This is a genomic window from Paenibacillus sp. CMM36, from assembly GCF_053570945.1.
Window position 1 is genome coordinate 23,817 of the sequence record NZ_JBSEDY010000022.1, and the last position, 18,302, is coordinate 42,118.

At 46.3% G+C, this 18,302-nt stretch carries 12 protein-coding genes and 1 pseudogene; 11 read left to right on the forward strand and 2 right to left on the reverse strand.

Annotated elements, in window-relative coordinates; genetic code table 11:
* The first annotated feature begins 36 nt into the window (after positions 1-36).
* Genes ACWA2B_RS25585 through ACWA2B_RS25600 form a run of 4 tightly spaced genes read left to right on the forward strand, consistent with a single transcriptional unit; the run spans position 37 to position 3,829 of the window.
* Positions 37-1,146 carry an ABC transporter ATP-binding protein gene (locus ACWA2B_RS25585; protein ID WP_029515434.1) on the forward strand — a complete coding sequence of 370 codons (1,110 nt, stop codon included), beginning with the start codon at positions 37-39 and terminating at the stop codon, positions 1,144-1,146.
* Entirely contained in the window at positions 1,136-1,948 is an 813-nt protein-coding gene (locus tag ACWA2B_RS25590) for an ABC transporter permease (protein WP_023989586.1), read from the forward strand. The genes ACWA2B_RS25585 and ACWA2B_RS25590 overlap by 11 nt, the downstream gene beginning before the upstream one ends.
* Positions 1,938-2,759 carry an ABC transporter permease gene (locus ACWA2B_RS25595; protein ID WP_013372269.1) on the forward strand — a complete coding sequence of 274 codons (822 nt, stop codon included), beginning with the start codon at positions 1,938-1,940 and terminating at the stop codon, positions 2,757-2,759. Before ACWA2B_RS25590 ends, ACWA2B_RS25595 begins: the two co-directional genes overlap by 11 nt.
* Positions 2,756-3,829 carry an ABC transporter substrate-binding protein gene (locus tag ACWA2B_RS25600; RefSeq protein WP_029515433.1) on the forward strand — a complete coding sequence of 358 codons (1,074 nt, stop codon included), beginning with the start codon at positions 2,756-2,758 and terminating at the stop codon, positions 3,827-3,829. Before ACWA2B_RS25595 ends, ACWA2B_RS25600 begins: the two co-directional genes overlap by 4 nt.
* Before the next feature lie 512 nt (positions 3,830-4,341).
* Here the strand turns inward: ACWA2B_RS25600 and ACWA2B_RS25605 are convergent.
* On the reverse strand, positions 4,342-5,505 hold the full coding sequence (locus tag ACWA2B_RS25605) for an aminotransferase A (protein ID WP_029515432.1): 1,164 nt from the start codon (positions 5,503-5,505) through the stop codon (positions 4,342-4,344).
* Between the two features lie 396 nt (positions 5,506-5,901).
* Between ACWA2B_RS25605 and ACWA2B_RS25610 the strand changes: the two genes are divergently transcribed.
* The 4 genes from ACWA2B_RS25610 (at position 5,902) to ACWA2B_RS25625 (ending at position 9,319) form a co-directional block, all read left to right on the forward strand.
* Entirely contained in the window at positions 5,902-6,303 is a 402-nt protein-coding gene (locus ACWA2B_RS25610) for a VOC family protein (protein ID WP_029515431.1), read from the forward strand.
* 112 nt (positions 6,304-6,415) lie between these two features.
* Entirely contained in the window at positions 6,416-6,961 is a 546-nt protein-coding gene (locus ACWA2B_RS25615) for a GNAT family N-acetyltransferase (protein WP_069010415.1), read from the forward strand.
* A 185-nt stretch (positions 6,962-7,146) separates the two neighbouring features.
* Positions 7,147-8,556 carry an aspartate ammonia-lyase gene (gene aspA / locus ACWA2B_RS25620; RefSeq protein WP_029515429.1) on the forward strand — a complete coding sequence of 470 codons (1,410 nt, stop codon included), beginning with the start codon at positions 7,147-7,149 and terminating at the stop codon, positions 8,554-8,556.
* 175 nt (positions 8,557-8,731) lie between these two features.
* Positions 8,732-9,319: a restriction endonuclease gene (locus tag ACWA2B_RS25625; RefSeq protein ID WP_165149872.1), complete on the forward strand. Its 588-nt coding sequence runs from the start codon at positions 8,732-8,734 to the stop codon at positions 9,317-9,319.
* A gap of 95 nt (positions 9,320-9,414) precedes the next feature.
* Here the strand turns inward: ACWA2B_RS25625 and ACWA2B_RS25630 are convergent, their stop codons facing one another.
* On the reverse strand, positions 9,415-12,591 hold the full coding sequence (locus ACWA2B_RS25630) for a bifunctional cytochrome P450/NADPH--P450 reductase (RefSeq protein ID WP_165149886.1): 3,177 nt from the start codon (positions 12,589-12,591) through the stop codon (positions 9,415-9,417).
* Between the two features lie 284 nt (positions 12,592-12,875).
* On the opposite strand from ACWA2B_RS25630, the gene ACWA2B_RS25635 reads away from it, so the two are divergent.
* The 3 genes and pseudogenes from ACWA2B_RS25635 (at position 12,876) to ACWA2B_RS25645 (ending at position 18,234) form a co-directional block, all read left to right on the forward strand.
* Positions 12,876-13,880, forward strand: a complete 1,005-nt coding sequence (locus ACWA2B_RS25635) for a BMP family lipoprotein (RefSeq protein WP_029515426.1) — start codon at positions 12,876-12,878, stop codon at positions 13,878-13,880.
* A gap of 27 nt (positions 13,881-13,907) precedes the next feature.
* Complete coding sequence (locus tag ACWA2B_RS25640) at positions 13,908-15,572, forward strand: methyl-accepting chemotaxis protein (RefSeq protein ID WP_029515425.1); 1,665 nt, start codon at positions 13,908-13,910, stop codon at positions 15,570-15,572.
* A 215-nt stretch (positions 15,573-15,787) separates the two neighbouring features.
* Positions 15,788-18,234 (forward strand): annotated as a pseudogene (locus tag ACWA2B_RS25645) (AraC family transcriptional regulator).
* Positions 18,235-18,302 lie beyond the last annotated feature (68 nt).

An 18,302-nucleotide genomic window follows, 5' to 3' on the forward strand; every position in this document is an offset into this window, starting at 1 on the left:
AAATGGAATGAAGTCGAATTTTTGAAGGAGGGTGTTATGGGAGAGCAAACCATCATCCGATTTGAACGGGTGACCAAGCAATATGACAACGATCCCCCAGTGCTGGCGGACGTCAGCTTTGAAATTGAGCGTGGTAAATTTTATACACTGCTGGGGCCTTCCGGCTGTGGTAAAACGACGATTCTGCGTATGATTGCAGGTTTTGCGGAGCCGACAGAAGGCTCTATTTATTTAAATGGAAAACTCATTAATCGTGTTCCAGCCAATGAGCGGCAGGTCAATACGGTTTTTCAAGATTATGCGCTATTTCCGCATCTGAATGTGTTTGAAAATGTAGCCTTTGGTCTGCGAATCAAAAAGATGAATAAAAAGGACATCCAAGAGAAGGTGACACAGGCGTTGTCCTTTGTCAATCTGGAAGGCTACGGCGAGCGGGAAATTTCTGAGATGTCCGGAGGACAGCGTCAGCGTGTTGCCATCGCACGGGCTATCGTTAATGAGCCTGACGTTCTCTTGTTGGATGAACCGTTGTCTGCATTGGATTTAAAGCTGCGTACTGAAATGCAGTACATTTTGCGCGAAATGCAGCAGCGCCTTGGAATTACCTTTATTTTCGTTACGCATGATCAGGAGGAAGCACTGGCCATGTCGGACGAAATTTTTGTCATGAACAAAGGTAAGATTGAGCAGAGTGGTACGCCTAATGATATTTATGATGAGCCGATCAATCGGTTTGTTGCTGATTTCATCGGCGAATCCAATATTGTCCCAGGACGGATGATTGCGGATTACCAAGTGGAATTTAACGGCCGACAGTTTGAATGTGTCGACGGAGGCTTACGTCCGAACGAGCCCATTGAAATCGTGATCCGACCGGAGGATCTGGAGATTACGAGTGTTGTTGAAGGCAAGCTGCGTGTAAAAGTGGATACCCAATTGTTCCGTGGTGTTCACTATGAAATAAGCTGCTATGATGATTCGGGACAGGAATGGCTCGTGCATTCTACCAAAAAGGCGGAGCTGGGCAGTGAAATCGGTCTGCGATTTGACCCGGAAGCGATCCATGTGATGCGGTTCGGGGAAACAGAGGAAGAATTTGATCGGCGTCTGGAAGCCTATGAAGAGGTGGATCAGCATGTCCGGTAATACAAGAGCAGCGTATCTGCTGCCTTATTATTTATGGATTGTGCTGTTTGTGGCGGCTCCGGTTGTACTTGTGTTTTACTATTCACTATTTGATGTGGATGGTCATCTCACATTCAACAACTATGCTCAGTTTCTGACACCTGTTTATTTGAGCATGACGCTTAGCTCGTTTTGGTATGCATTTCTGATCACTGTATTTTCACTGTTAGTTGCTTACCCGGCAGCCTATTTACTCACACGCACCAAGCATAAGCAGCTGTGGCTGTTGCTCATTATTTTGCCGACCTGGATTAACCTGTTACTCAAAACGTATGCTTTTATTGGGATTTTCGGAACCTATGGTCCGGTGAATGCGGTGTTAGGTATGGTTGGGTTGGGAGGTCAGCAATTATTGTTTACCAGCTCCAGCTTTGTGTTTGTGTCGGTTTATATTTTTGTGCCTTTTATGATTTTGCCCATCTATAACGCGTTGGAAGGGTTAAACCCTTCATTGCTGGACGCAGCCCGTGATTTGGGAGCCTCCAAGTGGACTGCGTTTCGCAGGGTTATTTTTCCGTTAACGCTTGCGGGTGTGCGATCTGGTTGCATGGCTGTGTTTATTCCAGCGTTGTCGCTGTTTATGATTACCCGCCTGATTGCAGGTAACCGTGTGATTACACTGGGGACGGCGATAGAGCAGCATTTTCTGGTTACTCAGGATTGGGGTATGGGCTCTACGGTTGCCGTGTTCCTGATTTTGGCGATGGGGATCATTATGCTGCTCACCTCGGGAACGAAACGGAGGGTGCGGCATGGTAAATAAAAACCGATTCGGAAATATTTATTTGGTGATTGTTTTTCTCGTTTTGTACGCGCCTATTTTGTATTTGATGTACTATTCCTTCAATAGCGGCGGGACGATGCATGAGTTTGAGGGTTTTACACTCCAGTATTACAAAGAGGTGTTTGCAGACACTCGCTTGATCATTATTGTCATTAACACCTTGGTGATTGCTTTGCTGTCATCTGCGTTGGCTACGATTATTGGCATTATGGGTGCGCTGGCTATCCATCAGATGCAGAACCGTCGAGTCAAAAATACGCTGCTGTCGCTCAATAATGTATTGATCGTGAACCCGGACGTCATTATCGGCGCTTCCTTCCTTATTTTGTTCACGATGGTCGGGATTAAGCTGGGTTTCTACTCCGTTTTATTGTCCCATATTGCGTTTAGTGTGCCGATTGCGGTCATTATGATTTTGCCGCGGCTTCAGGAAATGAGTCCATCCCTGGTGGATGCTGCGCGTGATTTGGGTGCCAGCCGGCTGGATGTACTGACCAAGGTGATTTTGCCCTTTATCAAGCCAGGGATTTATGCGGGCTTTTTTATGGCGTTAACGTACTCGCTGGATGATTTTGCGGTGACCTTTTTTGTGACAGGCAGTGGCTATTCGACTTTATCGGTGGAAATATACTCACGTGCCCGGCAAGGGGTTTCCTTGTCCATCAATGCGCTGTCCACGCTCATTTTCCTATTTACTGTGTTGTTGGTAGTGGGCTACTACTTTATTATGCGCAAGGCGAATCGCAATGGTAAAAAAGAGCCTGCGGCAGAAATGGGGGTGCCTAGATGAAGTCACTTGTGCGCGTGTTTCTGTCGATTTTCATCATCTCGTTTGGGCTGATGGGAGTGGCGGCATGGCTGAATTCCAGTCAAGGCTACTCCGGTGGCAACACACTGACGGTGTACAACTGGGGAGACTACATTGACCCTGAGTTGTTGGAACGGTTTCAGAAGGAGACGGGGATTACTGTCATTTATCAGACCTTTGATTCCAATGAGGCGATGCTGACGAAAATCGAGCAGGGAGGAACTTCGTTTGATGTAGCGGTTCCCTCGGAATATGCTTTGGCTAAAATGAAGCAGGAGCACTTGTTGCTCCCGTTGGACCATAGCAAGCTGCCGAATTTGAAGCATGTAGATTCACATTATCTAAACCTTTCGTTTGATCCGAATAACCAATATTCGGTTCCGTATTTTTGGGGTACAGTCGGGATTGTGTTTAACCCGGAGCTGACGAAAGGCATTGATTTTCATAGCTGGGATGGCCTGTGGGACCCGAAGTTACGTAATAACCTGTTGCTGGTTGATGGAGCTAGGGAGATTATGGGCATGTCGCTGAACAGTCTCCACTACTCCTTGAATGATACGAATGAGGCACATTTGCAGCAGGCTTTGACGAAGTTGGAGAAATTAGCGCCCAATGTCAAAGCGGTTGTTGGTGACGAGATTAAAATGCTGCTGGCAAACGAGGAAGCTGCTGCCGGGGTTGTATGGTCCGGTGATGCGTCTGAAATCATGGATGAGAACGATAAGCTCGATTACATCGTGCCGGATGAAGGTTCCAACCTGTGGTTTGATAATATAGTTATTCCAAAAACCGCTACCCATGTGGATGCGGCCCATAAGTTCATCAATTTCATGATGCAGCCCGATGTAGCCGCTCAAAATGCCGAATTTGTAGGATACTCCACGCCAAACAAGGATGCAAAGAAATTGCTGCCTAAAGATATCTCTGGCGACGAGCGTTTTTACCCTCCGTCCGACATTACAGATAAGCTGGAAGTGTACGACAATCTGGGCAAGCGCATGCTCGCTCATTACAACGAATTGTTCCTGCAATTCAAAATGCATTTAAAGTAGGGGAGTGGCGTGAGGATTCAGGTTTGCGCTTTAGAGGTCGCTGCGGAGGCGGATGGTGCTTACCATCGCTGTTAAATTCCGATTTTTATGATTACCGCATAAAGGTGGAAATCGGAATTTAAAGGCGACCGCTTCGCTTGTCCAGTACCATTCCGCCCCCTCCGCTGCACCGTGCTTAAAGCTAGTCACCCATGAATCCCTACGCCGATAGCGCGTGGGAGTAGTGGAAGAATAGGCCTCTGAGCCACCCGTAGGGGTGCCTCAGAGGCCTATTCTGTTTACTCACCGTGTAAAGCGGTGAGTATTCTTTTATCCTGCTGCTCCACACACACGTTAGAGAATTTTGGGACTTTAAGGTGGGCAGTGAGCGAAGCGGGTCATTTGAATCTGGAGAAGCGGCAGCGTTCGCTTTTGTGGCGGGATTCTTACCTATAAATGTTTTATCCAATTCAAGAATCCCCCAGCAACAGCGATCGGAAGATCAAATGGACTGCGTAGCGCCTCTAACCACCTTAACCCCTCACCATTCCTCTAACAAACTTCTCTATTTTATCCAATCCTTGCTCCAGCACATCCTGTCCGTAAGCATAGGACAAGCGAACGTATCCTTCGCCATAGGAAGAAAAGGCATCTCCAGGTACTACAGCCACTCCATGCTCTTCCAGCAGCTTCAAGGTAAAACCCATCGAGCTTAATCCAAAATGGGCGATGGAAGGGAAGAGATAAAAGGCTCCCTCAGGCTTCTCTAGTGGAATTCCCATATCAGTCAGTCTTCCGTGTACATAGTCGCGACGTCGGCGGTACTCCTCGCGCATCGGAAGTGCATCATCCACCCCGACGGTCAGGGCTTCGAGTGCTGCATATTGGCTAATTGAGCTAGCGCAGGTCACGTTGTACTGATGGACTTTGACCATGTGCTGTGTAATTACAGCGGGTGCAAGTGTAAAACCAATACGCCATCCCGTCATGGAATGTGATTTGGACAGACCGTTAATGACGATGGTGCGCTCCCGCATACCTGGAAGAGCTGCAATGGACACGTGGGGGGTATCGTAAATCAGTTCGCTGTATATTTCGTCCGAAATGATAAACAGATCGCGCTCCTTCAGTAAATCGGCGACCGCTTCCAGTTCTTCGCGGCTCATCACTCGCCCGGTCGGATTCGAAGGATATCCGAGAATGACTGCTTTTGTCCGTTCGGTCAGATAAGGCTCCAGCACCTCGGCTGTGAGCTTGAATCCGCTACTGCGGGTATCGGCAAACACAGGAATGCCGCCTGACAAACGGATCAATGGCTCGTACCCTGGGTAGATTGGCACGGGTAGAATGACTTCATCACCGGGTGACAAAATCGTGCGTAAGGTAATATCCAGCGCTTCACTGGCTCCGTTCGTTACGATAACCTCATCCTGTCCACGGTAATTTAGGCCGTATTTACGGGCTACAAACGCCGCTGCGGCTTCTCGTAATTCCGGCAGTCCCGGATTAGGTGTATAAGTGGTCCGGCCTTCATCAATCGCCCGATGGGCAGCTTCCATAATATGCGCAGGGGTAGGGAAATCCGGCTGTCCAATCGTTAAGGAGAGCGTTCCGGGTAATGCGGCAACTTTATTTGCGATTTTGCGGATGCCGCTGATTTGAATATTTTTGACCTGATCGTTAAGCAAATGCTCCATAGCGTGTGTGCCACCTTTTTCTGTATTAGAACAAGTTTACAATAATATGATCTGATTACGCTACGGCAAGAAGAATTCATTTTTACATAATTTAAGTACTAAATTGGCTAATTTGTGGTATCTTAAATATAGGATATGTTTGTAAGCGTAATCATGGCTAAATTGGGGAAGGGAACAGCTTCTAAATCCAAGAGTGGATGATCAAGTGGATCAGGATGAAAAAACATCTGAAGCCATTTTGTTGTACAAGCCTATTCTTGGTGTAAAGCAAGCTAAGGGACAAGGTAAGAGTTGTTAGTTTAATTGCAAATGTCAGATTGATTGACTTTGTGAGGTAGTTAAGTTATCTTTTGTGGAGAAGTCGTATGATAAAGTAGAATGAAGAGGTGAAGCATCGTGGGAGTAACAGCTAAACAAATTTTTGTGAATTTACCAGTTAAAAACCTACAGCACTCCATTGATTTTTTCACTACAATTGGATTTGAATTTAACGCTCAGTTCACTGATGAACATGCAACCTGCATGGTTGTTAGTGAGCATATTTTTGTCATGCTATTGGTTGAAGAACGTTTTAAAGCGTTCACTACAAAGGAAATTTCAGATGCCACGAAAAGCACAGAAGCGATTGTTGCTCTATCGGTGGAGAGCCGAGAAAAGGTGAACGAGATCGTTCGCAAGGCTTTGGAAGCAGGCGGCCAGCCCTCGAATGAACCTCAAGATCATGGTTTTATGTATGGATGGAGCTTTCAGGATTTGGATGGTCATTTGTGGGAGTTCTTTTATATGGCAGAGCAGTAATAGAAGTAAGGGTGATTAAGTAGTAAACAAAGTACCATGGAAAGTAAGCTATCCTAAAAAGATAGTTTACTTTCTTTATTGTATGTTATCGAACTCACCGGGAGGAATCACAATGTCTAACGAAGTGAGAGTTTACCCTGTTCAAGCTCTGAACGAAGCCCTGACAGATTCACTGAGTCGACTGTTAATCGACGTGGTTGCAGACGGTGCATCTATAGGTTTCTTACCTCCATTAGGTTATCAGGAAGCAGCAGCTTATTGGAATAATGTACTTGAGGATGGCGTAGTTCTGTGGATTGCCGAGAAGGACGAAGTACCTGTAGGGACGGTCCAGCTTCATTTGGCTCAAAAAGCTAACGCAATTCATCGTGCGGAAATTGCAAAGCTTATGGTACATCCGTCCGGGCGCAGGCTTGGGATCGCACGTCAGTTAATGAAGGCAGCGGAAGAAGAGGCACTAAGTCAGGGTAGAACGTTACTGGTGCTAGATACGCGGGTGGGTGATCCCTCCAATGGACTATACGAGTCGATCGGGTTCGTGGAAGCTGGTGTTATTCCGGATTACGCTCAATCAGCCGATGGTCAACTGCATGCCACTCGATATTATTATAAGCCATTAAATCCGTATTCCAGTCATAGCGGAGCATTTGCCGAATAACCCTGGTATATACGGGTAATCATAACTTGTCATAGGATTACATAACCTTTTTCCGCGTTTATTCGACTGGTAAAGCACGGGAATCGGAACGTATAATGAAGAGGGGATCAGAAGAGGTCTTTTTATGTCAATTTGGCTGTACTGAATTGAAGAACGTAGCAAACACAGCGGAGGAATCAGAGAATATGAGGTTGGAGCATGATTTTTTAGGTACCAAGGAAGTACCATTAGATGCCTATTACGGTGTACAAACGCTGAGGGCAAAAGAAAATTTTCCAATTACAGGCCAACGACTGCACCCTGAGTTGATTAAAGCCATGGCGATCGTGAAAAAGGGAGCAGCGACGGTAAATATGGAACTAACCCGTTTACACCGCCCCAAAGCAGAGGCCATTATTCAGGCTGCTGATGAGATTATACAAGGACAGTTGCATGATCATTTCATCGTCGATCCCATTCAGGGCGGCGCAGGCACGTCCATTAATATGAATACAAATGAAGTGATTGCGAACCGCGCGTTGGAGCTGATTGGCAAGCAACGCGGAGATTATCAGGAGATCAGTCCTAATAATCATGTTAATATGGCGCAATCGACGAACGATGCTTTTCCTACAGCCGTACACTTGGCTGTATTAAGCATGATTGATAAACTGTTGGATACCATGAGTGAGCTTCAGGAGGCATTTTCCCGCAAGGCCAATGAGTTTGATAGTGTGATTAAGATGGGTAGAACCCACTTGCAGGATGCAGTGCCAATCCGATTAGGACAGGAGTTTCAGGCTTATGCGCGTGTGCTGGGTCGTGATATCGGACGCGTGCGTGCGACCAAACAGCACCTGTTAACGATTAATATGGGTGCAACTGCGGTGGGTACTGGCCTGAATGCAGACCGTCGTTATATTCAGCGTGTTGCAGAGGTACTGGCAGACGTCAGTGGCTTCCCTGTGGAAGCTGACGAAAATCTTGTAGATGCTACACAAAATACGGATGCTTATACCGAAGTGTCTGCCGCCTTGAAAATTTGTATGATGAATATGTCTAAGGTGGCAAATGACATCCGCTTAATGGCTTCCGGACCTCGTGCAGGTCTGGGAGAACTGAGTCTGCCTGCTCGTCAGCCAGGGTCATCCATTATGCCAGGTAAGGTAAATCCGGTGATGTGTGAGGTCATTAACCAAATTGCTTTTCAGGTCATTGGTAATGATCATACGATCTGCCTGGCTTCAGAGGCGGGTCAGCTGGAGCTGAACGTGATGGAGCCTGTGCTTGTCTACAATCTGCTGCAATCGCTGGAAATTATGAAGCAGGGCTTCCACGTTTTCCGTATACATTGTGTAGAAGGAATTGAAGCAAATGTGGAGCGGTGCCGTGAATATGTGGAGAACAGTGTAGGTATTATTACAGCACTCAATCCCCACCTTGGATATGAGGTAGTATCACGTATTGCCCGCGAAGCAATTACGACGGGGAAATCGGTGCGCGAGCTGTGCCTGCTGTATAATGTACTGACCGAGGAAGAGTTGGACATTATATTGGACCCGTACCAAATGACTCAGCCTGGTATTGCCGGAGAATCTTTGCTGAATCGCGAATAATGATACGGAGTATGGAATTTAGATAGCTTTGAGGCAAGACGAAGATAGCCCCGTCGAATCTGGCGGGGCTATTGTTATGGTGATAAGAGAGATGTAATACGGGAGCCAGCGTGCATAGGGGAGTCCCCTGTTAAGGATGATACGGCTACGCTTACGGTAGAAAAGGGAGAGTTGGGTGTTGCTAGAAAAATTATTGGCATACAAGGAATTAGGAATAGGACTCATTGTACTTTTGGTGTTGTTTGCGCTCATCATCAGAGGACTGATACGTGGTCGCAGAAATCGGATTTTACGTGATCTGGACCCACGCAAAATTGGAATTCAGGATATAGATCGTATGGAGGATGGCTCGGAATTTGAGCTTTATTTGCAACGGTTATTATCCGCGCTTGGCTATAAGGACATCTATAAAACAACCAGTAGCCGGGATTTTGGAGCGGATCTGGTTTTTACAGACCGTGAAGGCATCAGAGTTGTCATACAGGCCAAACGTTATGGCGTACAACATCCGGTGGGCTTGGGAGCAGTACAGGAAATTTACACCTCTATGCGTTATTATGCGGCCGACAAGTCTATCGTTATCACCTCCGGCCGTTATACGGAATCTTGTAAAACACTTGCTGCTGTCAACGGGGTTAAATTATTAGATCGCAACGACTTGATCGACATCATAGATTTATTCAAGGCTAGGCACCGCGAGGAGGTTATGGACCTATTAGAAAGTAAAGTAGATGTGATTGCTTCCAAATGGAGTGAAAGATAATCATAAAAGGGACTGAACTACTGGCGACGAGTTTGAAGGCCAGTAATCAGTCCCTTTTATTTTTTAACATGATGCTTGTTCTTATACTGTTATCATTAGATGCCTGTCCAGACATCCTTGGCATAGCGTTTTTCCTGTTGGAGACGATCCAACCATTGCTGTGCTTCTTCTTTACTGGTATGGTGTGCTTCCGCGTAAGCAGCACAAAGGGTGTTTTCTACATCGGGAGCCATCCGGCTACCATCACCGCATACATATAGATGCGCTCCTTCATCAAGCAAGTGAATCAGAGTGTCCGCATCTTCTTTCATGACATGCTGCACGTATCTTTTGGGTTGATCGGGCAGACGTGAAAAGGCTGTATGAAGCGTAACGATTCCTTCCTGCTCCCAGGCTTGCAGCTCTTGCTTGTACAGATAGTCAAGCTTAGGATTACGGCAGCCATAGTATAGGTGAGCCTCGCCGAGCTGTTCCCCTCTTTCTTTAAGTACATGGCGGGTTTGGAGGAATCCGCGGAATGGTGCCACTCCAGTACCTGGACCGACCATGATGACAGGCACCGTCGGATCTTCCGGCAAACGGAAGCCCGACTGAGGCTTACGCACAAAAATGACAATTGGATCATCTGGTTGGAGCTGCGCCAAATAGTTGGAGGCAATTCCCAGGTATTCGCCCTGTCCGCTACGGGCTGGTCCACGCACGACGCCCACGGTTATACTCGCTGAATTCTCCGATTCAAGCGGAGAGCTTGAGATGGAGTAGTACCTAGGCTTGAGTGGAGGTAACAGCGAGATAAAGTTTTCAAATGGCAGCTCGCAGGCTGGATACTTCTCCAGAATATCCAGCATCGTGACGTGCTTCTGTCGTATCTCTTGATCAAAGGTAGAATCCTCTAGCAAAGCTTCGATTTCTTTCTTGTGCGGTGGACACACTGTAAAGGATGCTAGTTGCCGTAGCTGGGCTCTCGTTGCCGGTTCTTGCAGTTCCACACTGAGAGTGAGCAAATCTCCTACGCTGACAGGCCGATCTAAGGGGAGATGCGCCGCATCCCGGTCACTGCCTCTCAATACGATGTAGTCTTGATCCTGTAACTTAAAGCGTTGCATTACTCTATTCGCCAACGAAGCAGGATTACGCGGCAAAACACCCAGATGATCACCCTCGCGATAGGACAATCCGGTTGGTAATTGGATCTCCAGATGCCGTGTACTGCGTTCACTTTCAGCAGCGTGCAATTCACGATTCGCGGTAACAACGGCAGTAGTTGCCTCATAGTTGGCCGCCAGAGGAGCGCTAAGTACGTCGCTTACAAACTCTATGCTCAGACTGCTGGTGTCCTGTGGTTCTGTATCACTGTGCTCTATGCCGAAAGCATTCAGCAATTCCGGCCATAGGCCGCGATTCCAGACTTCCCAATCCTTCTCGAAGTCACCACTGGCGTCGCCCTCGCCCCGATCATACAGTCGCTTTGCCCCTTTGGCAGCCATTAGCTCATCAATCATCCTTGGAATACGCTGATACGTGCTGGCCCAATTCCGGTCACCGCAACCAAAGACAGCGTACCTTATGCCTGCCAGTTGGCCCTCGTCTACCTGCTTCAACCATTCTACAAAGGCATCAGCATTATCCGGCGGATGTCCGTTATAAGATGCAGTCGTAATAAGTACCACGCCTTCTTTAGGCAAATGGTCCACATGTTCATTCAGAGTTGCTATGCTACTGTTAAAACCCCAATTCCGACCTAAATCGGCTAGTTCACCCGCAAGTCCCTCAGCTGTACCCAGATTCGAGCCGTACAAAGACAGCAAAGAAGTATCATGTTTTTCGGCATGAGGAGCTGCAACTTTTTGTTCCTCCTGTTCATGAAGTTCTTGAGCGGCACCCGGCAGCATGACGGCAGTCTGTGTGCTACGCGGTCGTACTTGAATGGTGAAGCCCTCAGGCTTGAGTGTGAGCGTCTCTTTGACTTTCAACTCATAATGAGTATGATCAATCAGCTCAAAATGTTTCAGTACCATACCCAGCACAAGGGTGGCCTCCTGTAAGGCAAACTGTTGTCCAATACAGGCCCGTTGACCGTTGCCAAACGGTTTATAGGCATCTTGTGGAATGGCGGAGGGGTCCTCAAAGCGTTCCGGTCTAAATTCCTCAACATCTTCACCCCAAGCCTCGGTATCACGGTGCAGTTTCGGGATGAGTACATTTACACTGTCGCCCTTTTTAAGCGGATAGGTTCCGTCGAGCAGTGTATCTTCTTTGGCGAAGAGCGAGAAGGCGGGCGCTGTCGGCCATAGCCGCAGAGCTTCATTCAGTATCATCCTTATGTACTTGAGCTCACGCACCTGAGTATAGGAAGGCAGCGAATCGGTGAGCACGCGATCCACTTCTTCATAGGCTTTGGTTAGCGTTCGTGGATTTTTAAGCAAATAGTAAATGGCAAAGGATAAAAGCCCACTGGTCGTTTCATGACCGGCGATGAGGAAGGTGATGATCTGATAACGGATATTTTCATCATCCAGCGTTTCACCTGTTTCCGGGTCCTTGCCTTCCAGCATACGCGCCAGTAAATCCTCTTCACCTTGGTTGCCCAGGGTTTTGCGTTCTTGAATAATGCTGTCCACCAGAGAGAACATCGTTTCGATGTCGTGTTTAAACTGTTTTTTCTTCGATAACATCAGCTTGTTTTGCAAATTGAGGCGTTGCAACTGACCCATTGCTTCATCCAGTGCGCGTGTCATACTGGTCACGAACGGATGGGGCTGGTCGCGGTAAAAGCTGTTAAAACGATAATTAAAGCCGCATAATCCGATGGTATCCAAAGTCAGCCGGGTCATATCTTCCGGTACCTCTACACTTTCATCTGGATTGAGCCGAGACCATTTCTGCACCAGCTGAACCGCAAGATCAAGCATCATATTGTGGTAACCCTTCATAGCCCGCTGGCTAAAGCTTGGTAGCAATATTTGGTGGGCCTTGCGCCAGTTCGGTTCCTCAGTCCAGCTTGTGAATAGTCCGTCTCCAGCAAAAGCTCGTACTTTTTGTAAGGGAGCCCACACCTGCTTATCGAAACGGGATTCATCACAAGCATCTGCCACCAGCTTATGATCGGAAATATAAATGTTCGTTCCTTCAGGCAGATCCATGCGAAAGATGGGACCGTACTCATTAGCAAGCTTAACCAGAGACTGGACAGGGGCATGTGTATCGATCAAGGGCAGATTTCCTAAGGGACCATATGTTTTGGGTTGTGGAATTAAATGGGTCGAAGTCATTTTAAATGTTGCTCCTTTCAGATTGAAATAGGGTGATGGTTTCAAAGTACCTATGTTTTCCAAATTACACTTTATTCTTCCGGTATAAACGAAAATAAATGAATTTGGACAGTTCGTATAATAAAAACAAAGCAAAATATACATTTTTTACATAATAAACAAAGACATCACACTTATCACACTTCTATTAACAATGAATTTACAGAAACTCTTATGAAAAAATATGCTTTTATAACCGATATAAAGATGTTGGGGATTTGCATTTTATGTTGAGGTGATATGTCATGAAGAAACGAGCTCTATTATTAACTTTTAGGTGGATTCCCATTGTCACGATCTTTGCATTATTGGTAAGTGCATGTGGGCAATCAGACGTACAAACCAAGGCCGAACCCATTAAGGTGGGAATCGTACTGTCAGATATTGGTCTGGGTGACCAATCTTACAGCGACGCGGCTTTTCGAGGTTTGGTCAAGGCACGGGATGAGGGGAAGATTGTTTTTGAATACCGGGAAATAACGGAGACCAAGACGTATGATGCGGCTTTTGAGCAGCTTGCTCAAGAAAAAGCGGATTTAATCATTGGGTTGGGTTATATGGTGAAGGACAGTATGGAATCCATTGCCAAAAAATACCCAGACCGTAAATTTTTAATCGTGGATGAGAAATCAGATTTACCGAATGTGGCCTCTATTAGCTTCAAAGCAGAAGAGGGCAGTTTTATGGCTGGGGTCGTTGCCGGTTTGACGAGTCGCACCGAACAGGTGGGTTTTCTTGGAGGTGCGGAATCTCCTCTGTTGAAAAAATTTGAAATTGGGTACCGCGCAGGGGTGCAATCAGTCAAGCCTAATGCCAAAGTTACTGCAACGTATGCAGGAGATTTTGGAAAGCCGGAACTGGGTACGAAAATTGCAGATGACATGATTAATCAGGATCAGATTGATGTTATCTTTGCAGCCGCAGGTCTAACGGGCGTAGGTGCGCTACAGGAAGCGCAAAAACAGCAAAAATTAGCCATCGGGGTCGATAGCGACCAGTTTTTTATTGCGGAAAAGGCGGTAGTGACCTCGATGTTTAAAAATGTAGACATTGCAATTTATACAGCAGTCAAAGGCTTTGCAGATCATCAAAGAAAATTTACGGAGAAGGATATGGTGTTTGGTCTTGCAGAAGATGGCGTAGGTTTAGCGCCTATTCGTGTCGTGACACTGAGTCCGGATCAGCAAAAGTTGTTGGATGATTTAAAGGAAAAAATCAAATCCGGCACACTTACTGTTCCCACCCAATAAATTTTCGCAAACGGAGGATGAAAGCTGATGAAACTGCAAGGTAAACTGGTGCTGAATGCGATGATTTCCTTGATCGCTTGTCTGGCTTTAGTGGCATATATCATTTTTGAATTAATTCGTATTAACTCGCAAAGTAGTAATTTGGTTCCGGCTATGTTGAATGTACAGCAGCTCAATGCCTATTTGATTCAGTCGGGACAGGCGTTGCAAAATTATTCTGCTTCCATGACAGAGAGCAACAAAGCTGATGTGCAAAATCAACTGACTCAGTCTGAAAAGACGATTGCTTTGCTTTCACAGGGCATGATGCAGACCGAAGAACAGCAAAAACGACTGAATACGATTAAAACAAAATTCAGCCAATTGAAAGTAGCAACGGAGAAAGCAATGAGTACCCAAAACAGTCCGGAGTCCAAGCGGGAGGCCATGCGCGCCCAGGGGATTCAGAACGATGTTTTTATGCTGGATCTGCTGACCAAGGCACGTTATGACCAATACACAGAAGATTTGACCAAGAGCATTCGTTTTACTTGGCAATTGGCCTTAGCAGGTGCAGTTTTACTTCTGGTGGCAGTTGGGCTATATAATACATACACCTCCAGGCAGCTTGCCCTTAGAACACGTAAGTTAACGGATGCCGCAAAGCAAATTGCCGAGGGGAATCTGACCGTTCAGCTCGCACAAACGAAGGGACGCGATGAGCTGGACGAGCTCAATGAATCTTTCCGGGTAATGATCGGGAACTTGCGCAGCATTGTACTCTCCATTGATCAGGCGGGTAATCGTGTCGATCTGATGGCTCGGGATATTGATCACCATAATGAGGCCATGAAGGAAATTGTGACACAAGTCAGCACGTCAACAGAGGAACTGGCGATAGGCAGTCAGAAAATTGCTGAGGATCTGTCGTCGACAGTTGGTGTTGTGGACGAGATGCAGCAAAAGTTTGAATCGAATCTGCTGGAGACCACTCAATCGACCGCGTATAGTGAGGATGCTTTGCGTGTCATTGAGCAGGGTACGCGGGTCATGAGCGATCAACTGCGTATTGTTGCAGAAAATCGTTCAGCCATGTCCGAAGTGGAGCAGACAGTCAAGGAGCTGGAAGCTAATGCAGCCGAGATTACAACCATGACTGGATACGTATCCGAAATTGCGAGCCAAACATCGCTGTTGTCCTTGAATGCTTCTATTGAGGCTGCACGTGCGGGTGAAGCAGGAAAAGGTTTTGCTGTGGTTGCCAATGAAGTGAAAAAGCTGGCGAATCAATCAGAGTCTGCTGTAAAGAAAATTTATACCGCAGTTGACGGTATTACGCAGGCTATGGATAAAGTGAAGACTTCTGTGGCGCAAAGTCAGGAGCTGTTCCGTGAGCAGGAGAAGGCAACCTCCTCGACCGGAGAATCGTTTACAGAGATTAGTGGCAAAGTGCAGCAAATTGCCGGCCAAGTCAGCAAGCTATCAACGGACATGAATGTATCGCGAGAATTGAGCGTACAGGTGCAGCAAGCTATCGAAAATATCAGCGCAATCACTCAGCAATCCGCCGCAGGCAGCGAAGAGATTACAGCTTCCACGGTAGAGCAGAAGCGTTCATTTGAGGAATCGGCTGAGAAGGTAAAAGAGCTTCGTCAGATTCGCGAGGAAATGCAGCGGGAACTGGATCGTTTTCAGGTGGAAAAGACAAGCTAAAACCTGTGAAGCGAGTATCTGTTTTTGCTGAATAATGAATATAAGCAGCCAAAGAAGAAGTTCTACCTAACACAGGGAGACTTCTTCTTTTTTTATTTTAATGATGTACTCATATGAAGTTTTATTAAGTTTGATTTACATAGGCAGGGAATTCCAACTCTTACGTCAAATAGATTTAGGGAGAATATGTCACCACGTATATGGGCAAGAGGAAGATGGACAACGAAGTCCGGAAGGATGAAGTTACGGGAATGTTGCGACTTAAGCTTCGATTGATACTGAAAAATAAACAGACAAGACTGATTCTACTGCTCACTTTGTGTGTGTCGCTCGTGATTAGCGTGATCGGCTTGCTATCGTATTCAGGATACCGTGAAGGTTTGGATACCGAGTTGAACACACCCAATATAGAATTATTGCAAATCAATCTGGATGTAACCAATCGGGCTTTTCGTGAGTCTGATAACAAGGCGCTGGATGCAGCATATCATCCGGATGTAGAGGCTTTTGTACGTGTCCAAACGGATAGGAAATCGCTGGAAGATAACGCCTCCGTCATAGATCGGCTTCAGAAATACTTGAAAACCCTTTCTTCACACGAAGAAATTTATTCGGTTGAAGTGATTTCTTTGGACAATCATGCTCTCGTATCCAGCAATTATGGTTACATGCCTGATTGGAAGCAGGCGCCGGATACCACATGGGTTCCCTGGATTCAGGACATTCAAAAAAAGCCGTTGTTGATTAAGCGGAGATGGTACGGCACCGATCGTGAGCAGGGGACGTTAGAGCTGCTTTCGCTGGCCAGGCCCATAGTAGAGAATGGTCAGGTCATGGGTGCGGTGCTAATCAATCTGGATTACGATCGTTTTTTCTCCAAACTATATATTCATTTATCCAACTCGCAATACGTGTATGATCTGGAGGGCGAGTTGATCTATCCCAAGCTGAGATTGTCCTTACCCTTAAATGATATGGGCAGGGTTTTGAAAGAGCTGGATGTGAGCCCCTATGCTTATGTGGAGATAGGGAATATGGAATATATGGCGAACCAAACCTTTTCTGATGTAACGGGCTGGCGTCTAGTCTCGCTCGTTCCGATGGACAAGCTGCTAAAAAATGTAAAGCTGGCGCGCAATATGATGCTGTGGCTGGCCTTTATCTCCATACTGGCTGGGTGCTCAGCAGTTTACTATTACAACTATGCAGCTTTTCGCCCCATGAAAAAAATTAATAGCCTATTGAATTCGGGTAATAAGGGAACGCGCCAAGGAGGATTGTATGACCTGGAACCTGTGATTAGCAAACTGGTTGGAGAGTTTCATCGCAAATCATTGGTGGTAGAGCGAAGCCTGCCGGAGCTGCGTTCCAAATATATGGAAGATGTCATCCAGCGTAGAATGGGCATACAGGAAATGCGTATGAAATGGGAACAGTATTTTTCCGATTGGGACGGTAATTCTTTGTTTGTCATAATCGTGTCCATCGACCGATATTCTGCGTGGGCTGCAAGCTTTCCAGAAGAGGATAAAATGCTGCTCAAGTATGCGCTGAACAATATTTTGCTAGAGATGCTTGAACCTTACTGGAAAGCAGTATGCTCGCCGGAAGAGGAAAGTGGTTTTATTGTGCTGTTACAGTACAGCGAGAGTTCGAATGAAGTTGAAGTTGGTTCGGAGACTGCCCTCCAAGAGAGTATTTTGCTTCACAAAAGCGTTGATAGACTGATTCAGGTTGTCGGTGAGTATCTTCCTTTGACCATTTCTATAGGGATTGGTCATATGGTCACGGATATTCAAGAGGCACGGGCATCTTTTATAAAAGGAAAAGAGGCCCTTAATTTGCGTTTGTATGAGGGGTATGGACGTTCATATACGAATATGGACAGCGATATAAGTGTGAAAAAGGATAATACAGTGGATGAACAGTCAAAGGAGCAAATTCAGGATTCAACATTGTTGGACGATCGGCGTGTGGAAATAATTCATGCCCTGGAGTCGCAGGAACCGGGTGCAAGTGTAAAGCTAATCAGCCACTGGGTAGAAGAACTTCGACTCCACAGAACATCCCCAGCCCAGGTCTACTTGTTTGTTCATGAATTGCTGGAAGATTTGCTGAAATGGTGTGCCACTCAGAGTGTGACGCCGCCGGATCAGCTTGCTGATTACCACTGGAATCAGATTCTGACGCTAGACCTTCAAGACATTGAGGTATTGCTGGTCACTATGTTGACTGAAATTGAAGAAAAATGGCACGGACGTATTCAGTCCAAAGATTTTGTGCGTGTACAAGAGATGATCGAATATATGGAACATCATTTGCATTTGAACATCGGGCTTCAGGAAATTGCGGATCATGTTCACATGAGCGTGTCCTCGGTGAGCAGTATGTTCAAGGAAGAAACAGGGACCACCGTTTACGATTATTTGACTGGATTACGCGTAAAAAAGGCATGCACATTACTATGTGAAACCCATTTGAAAATCGGAGAAATTGCAGAGCAGGTTGGATACCGAAATGAGAACAGCTTTATTCGGGTATTCCGCAAGCATAAGCAAGTGACCCCAGGGAAATTCAGACAAATCAGCAAATCTTCCAATGAATATGCAGATCGGTCAAAAGGTTGATACTTGGCGAAATAGAAGATAAATACGAAGATTAAGCGATAGCTGTAGCCCTCCACGTTGCGGTACATTGACTTCATGTAAACGCAAACAACAAGACCGAAAA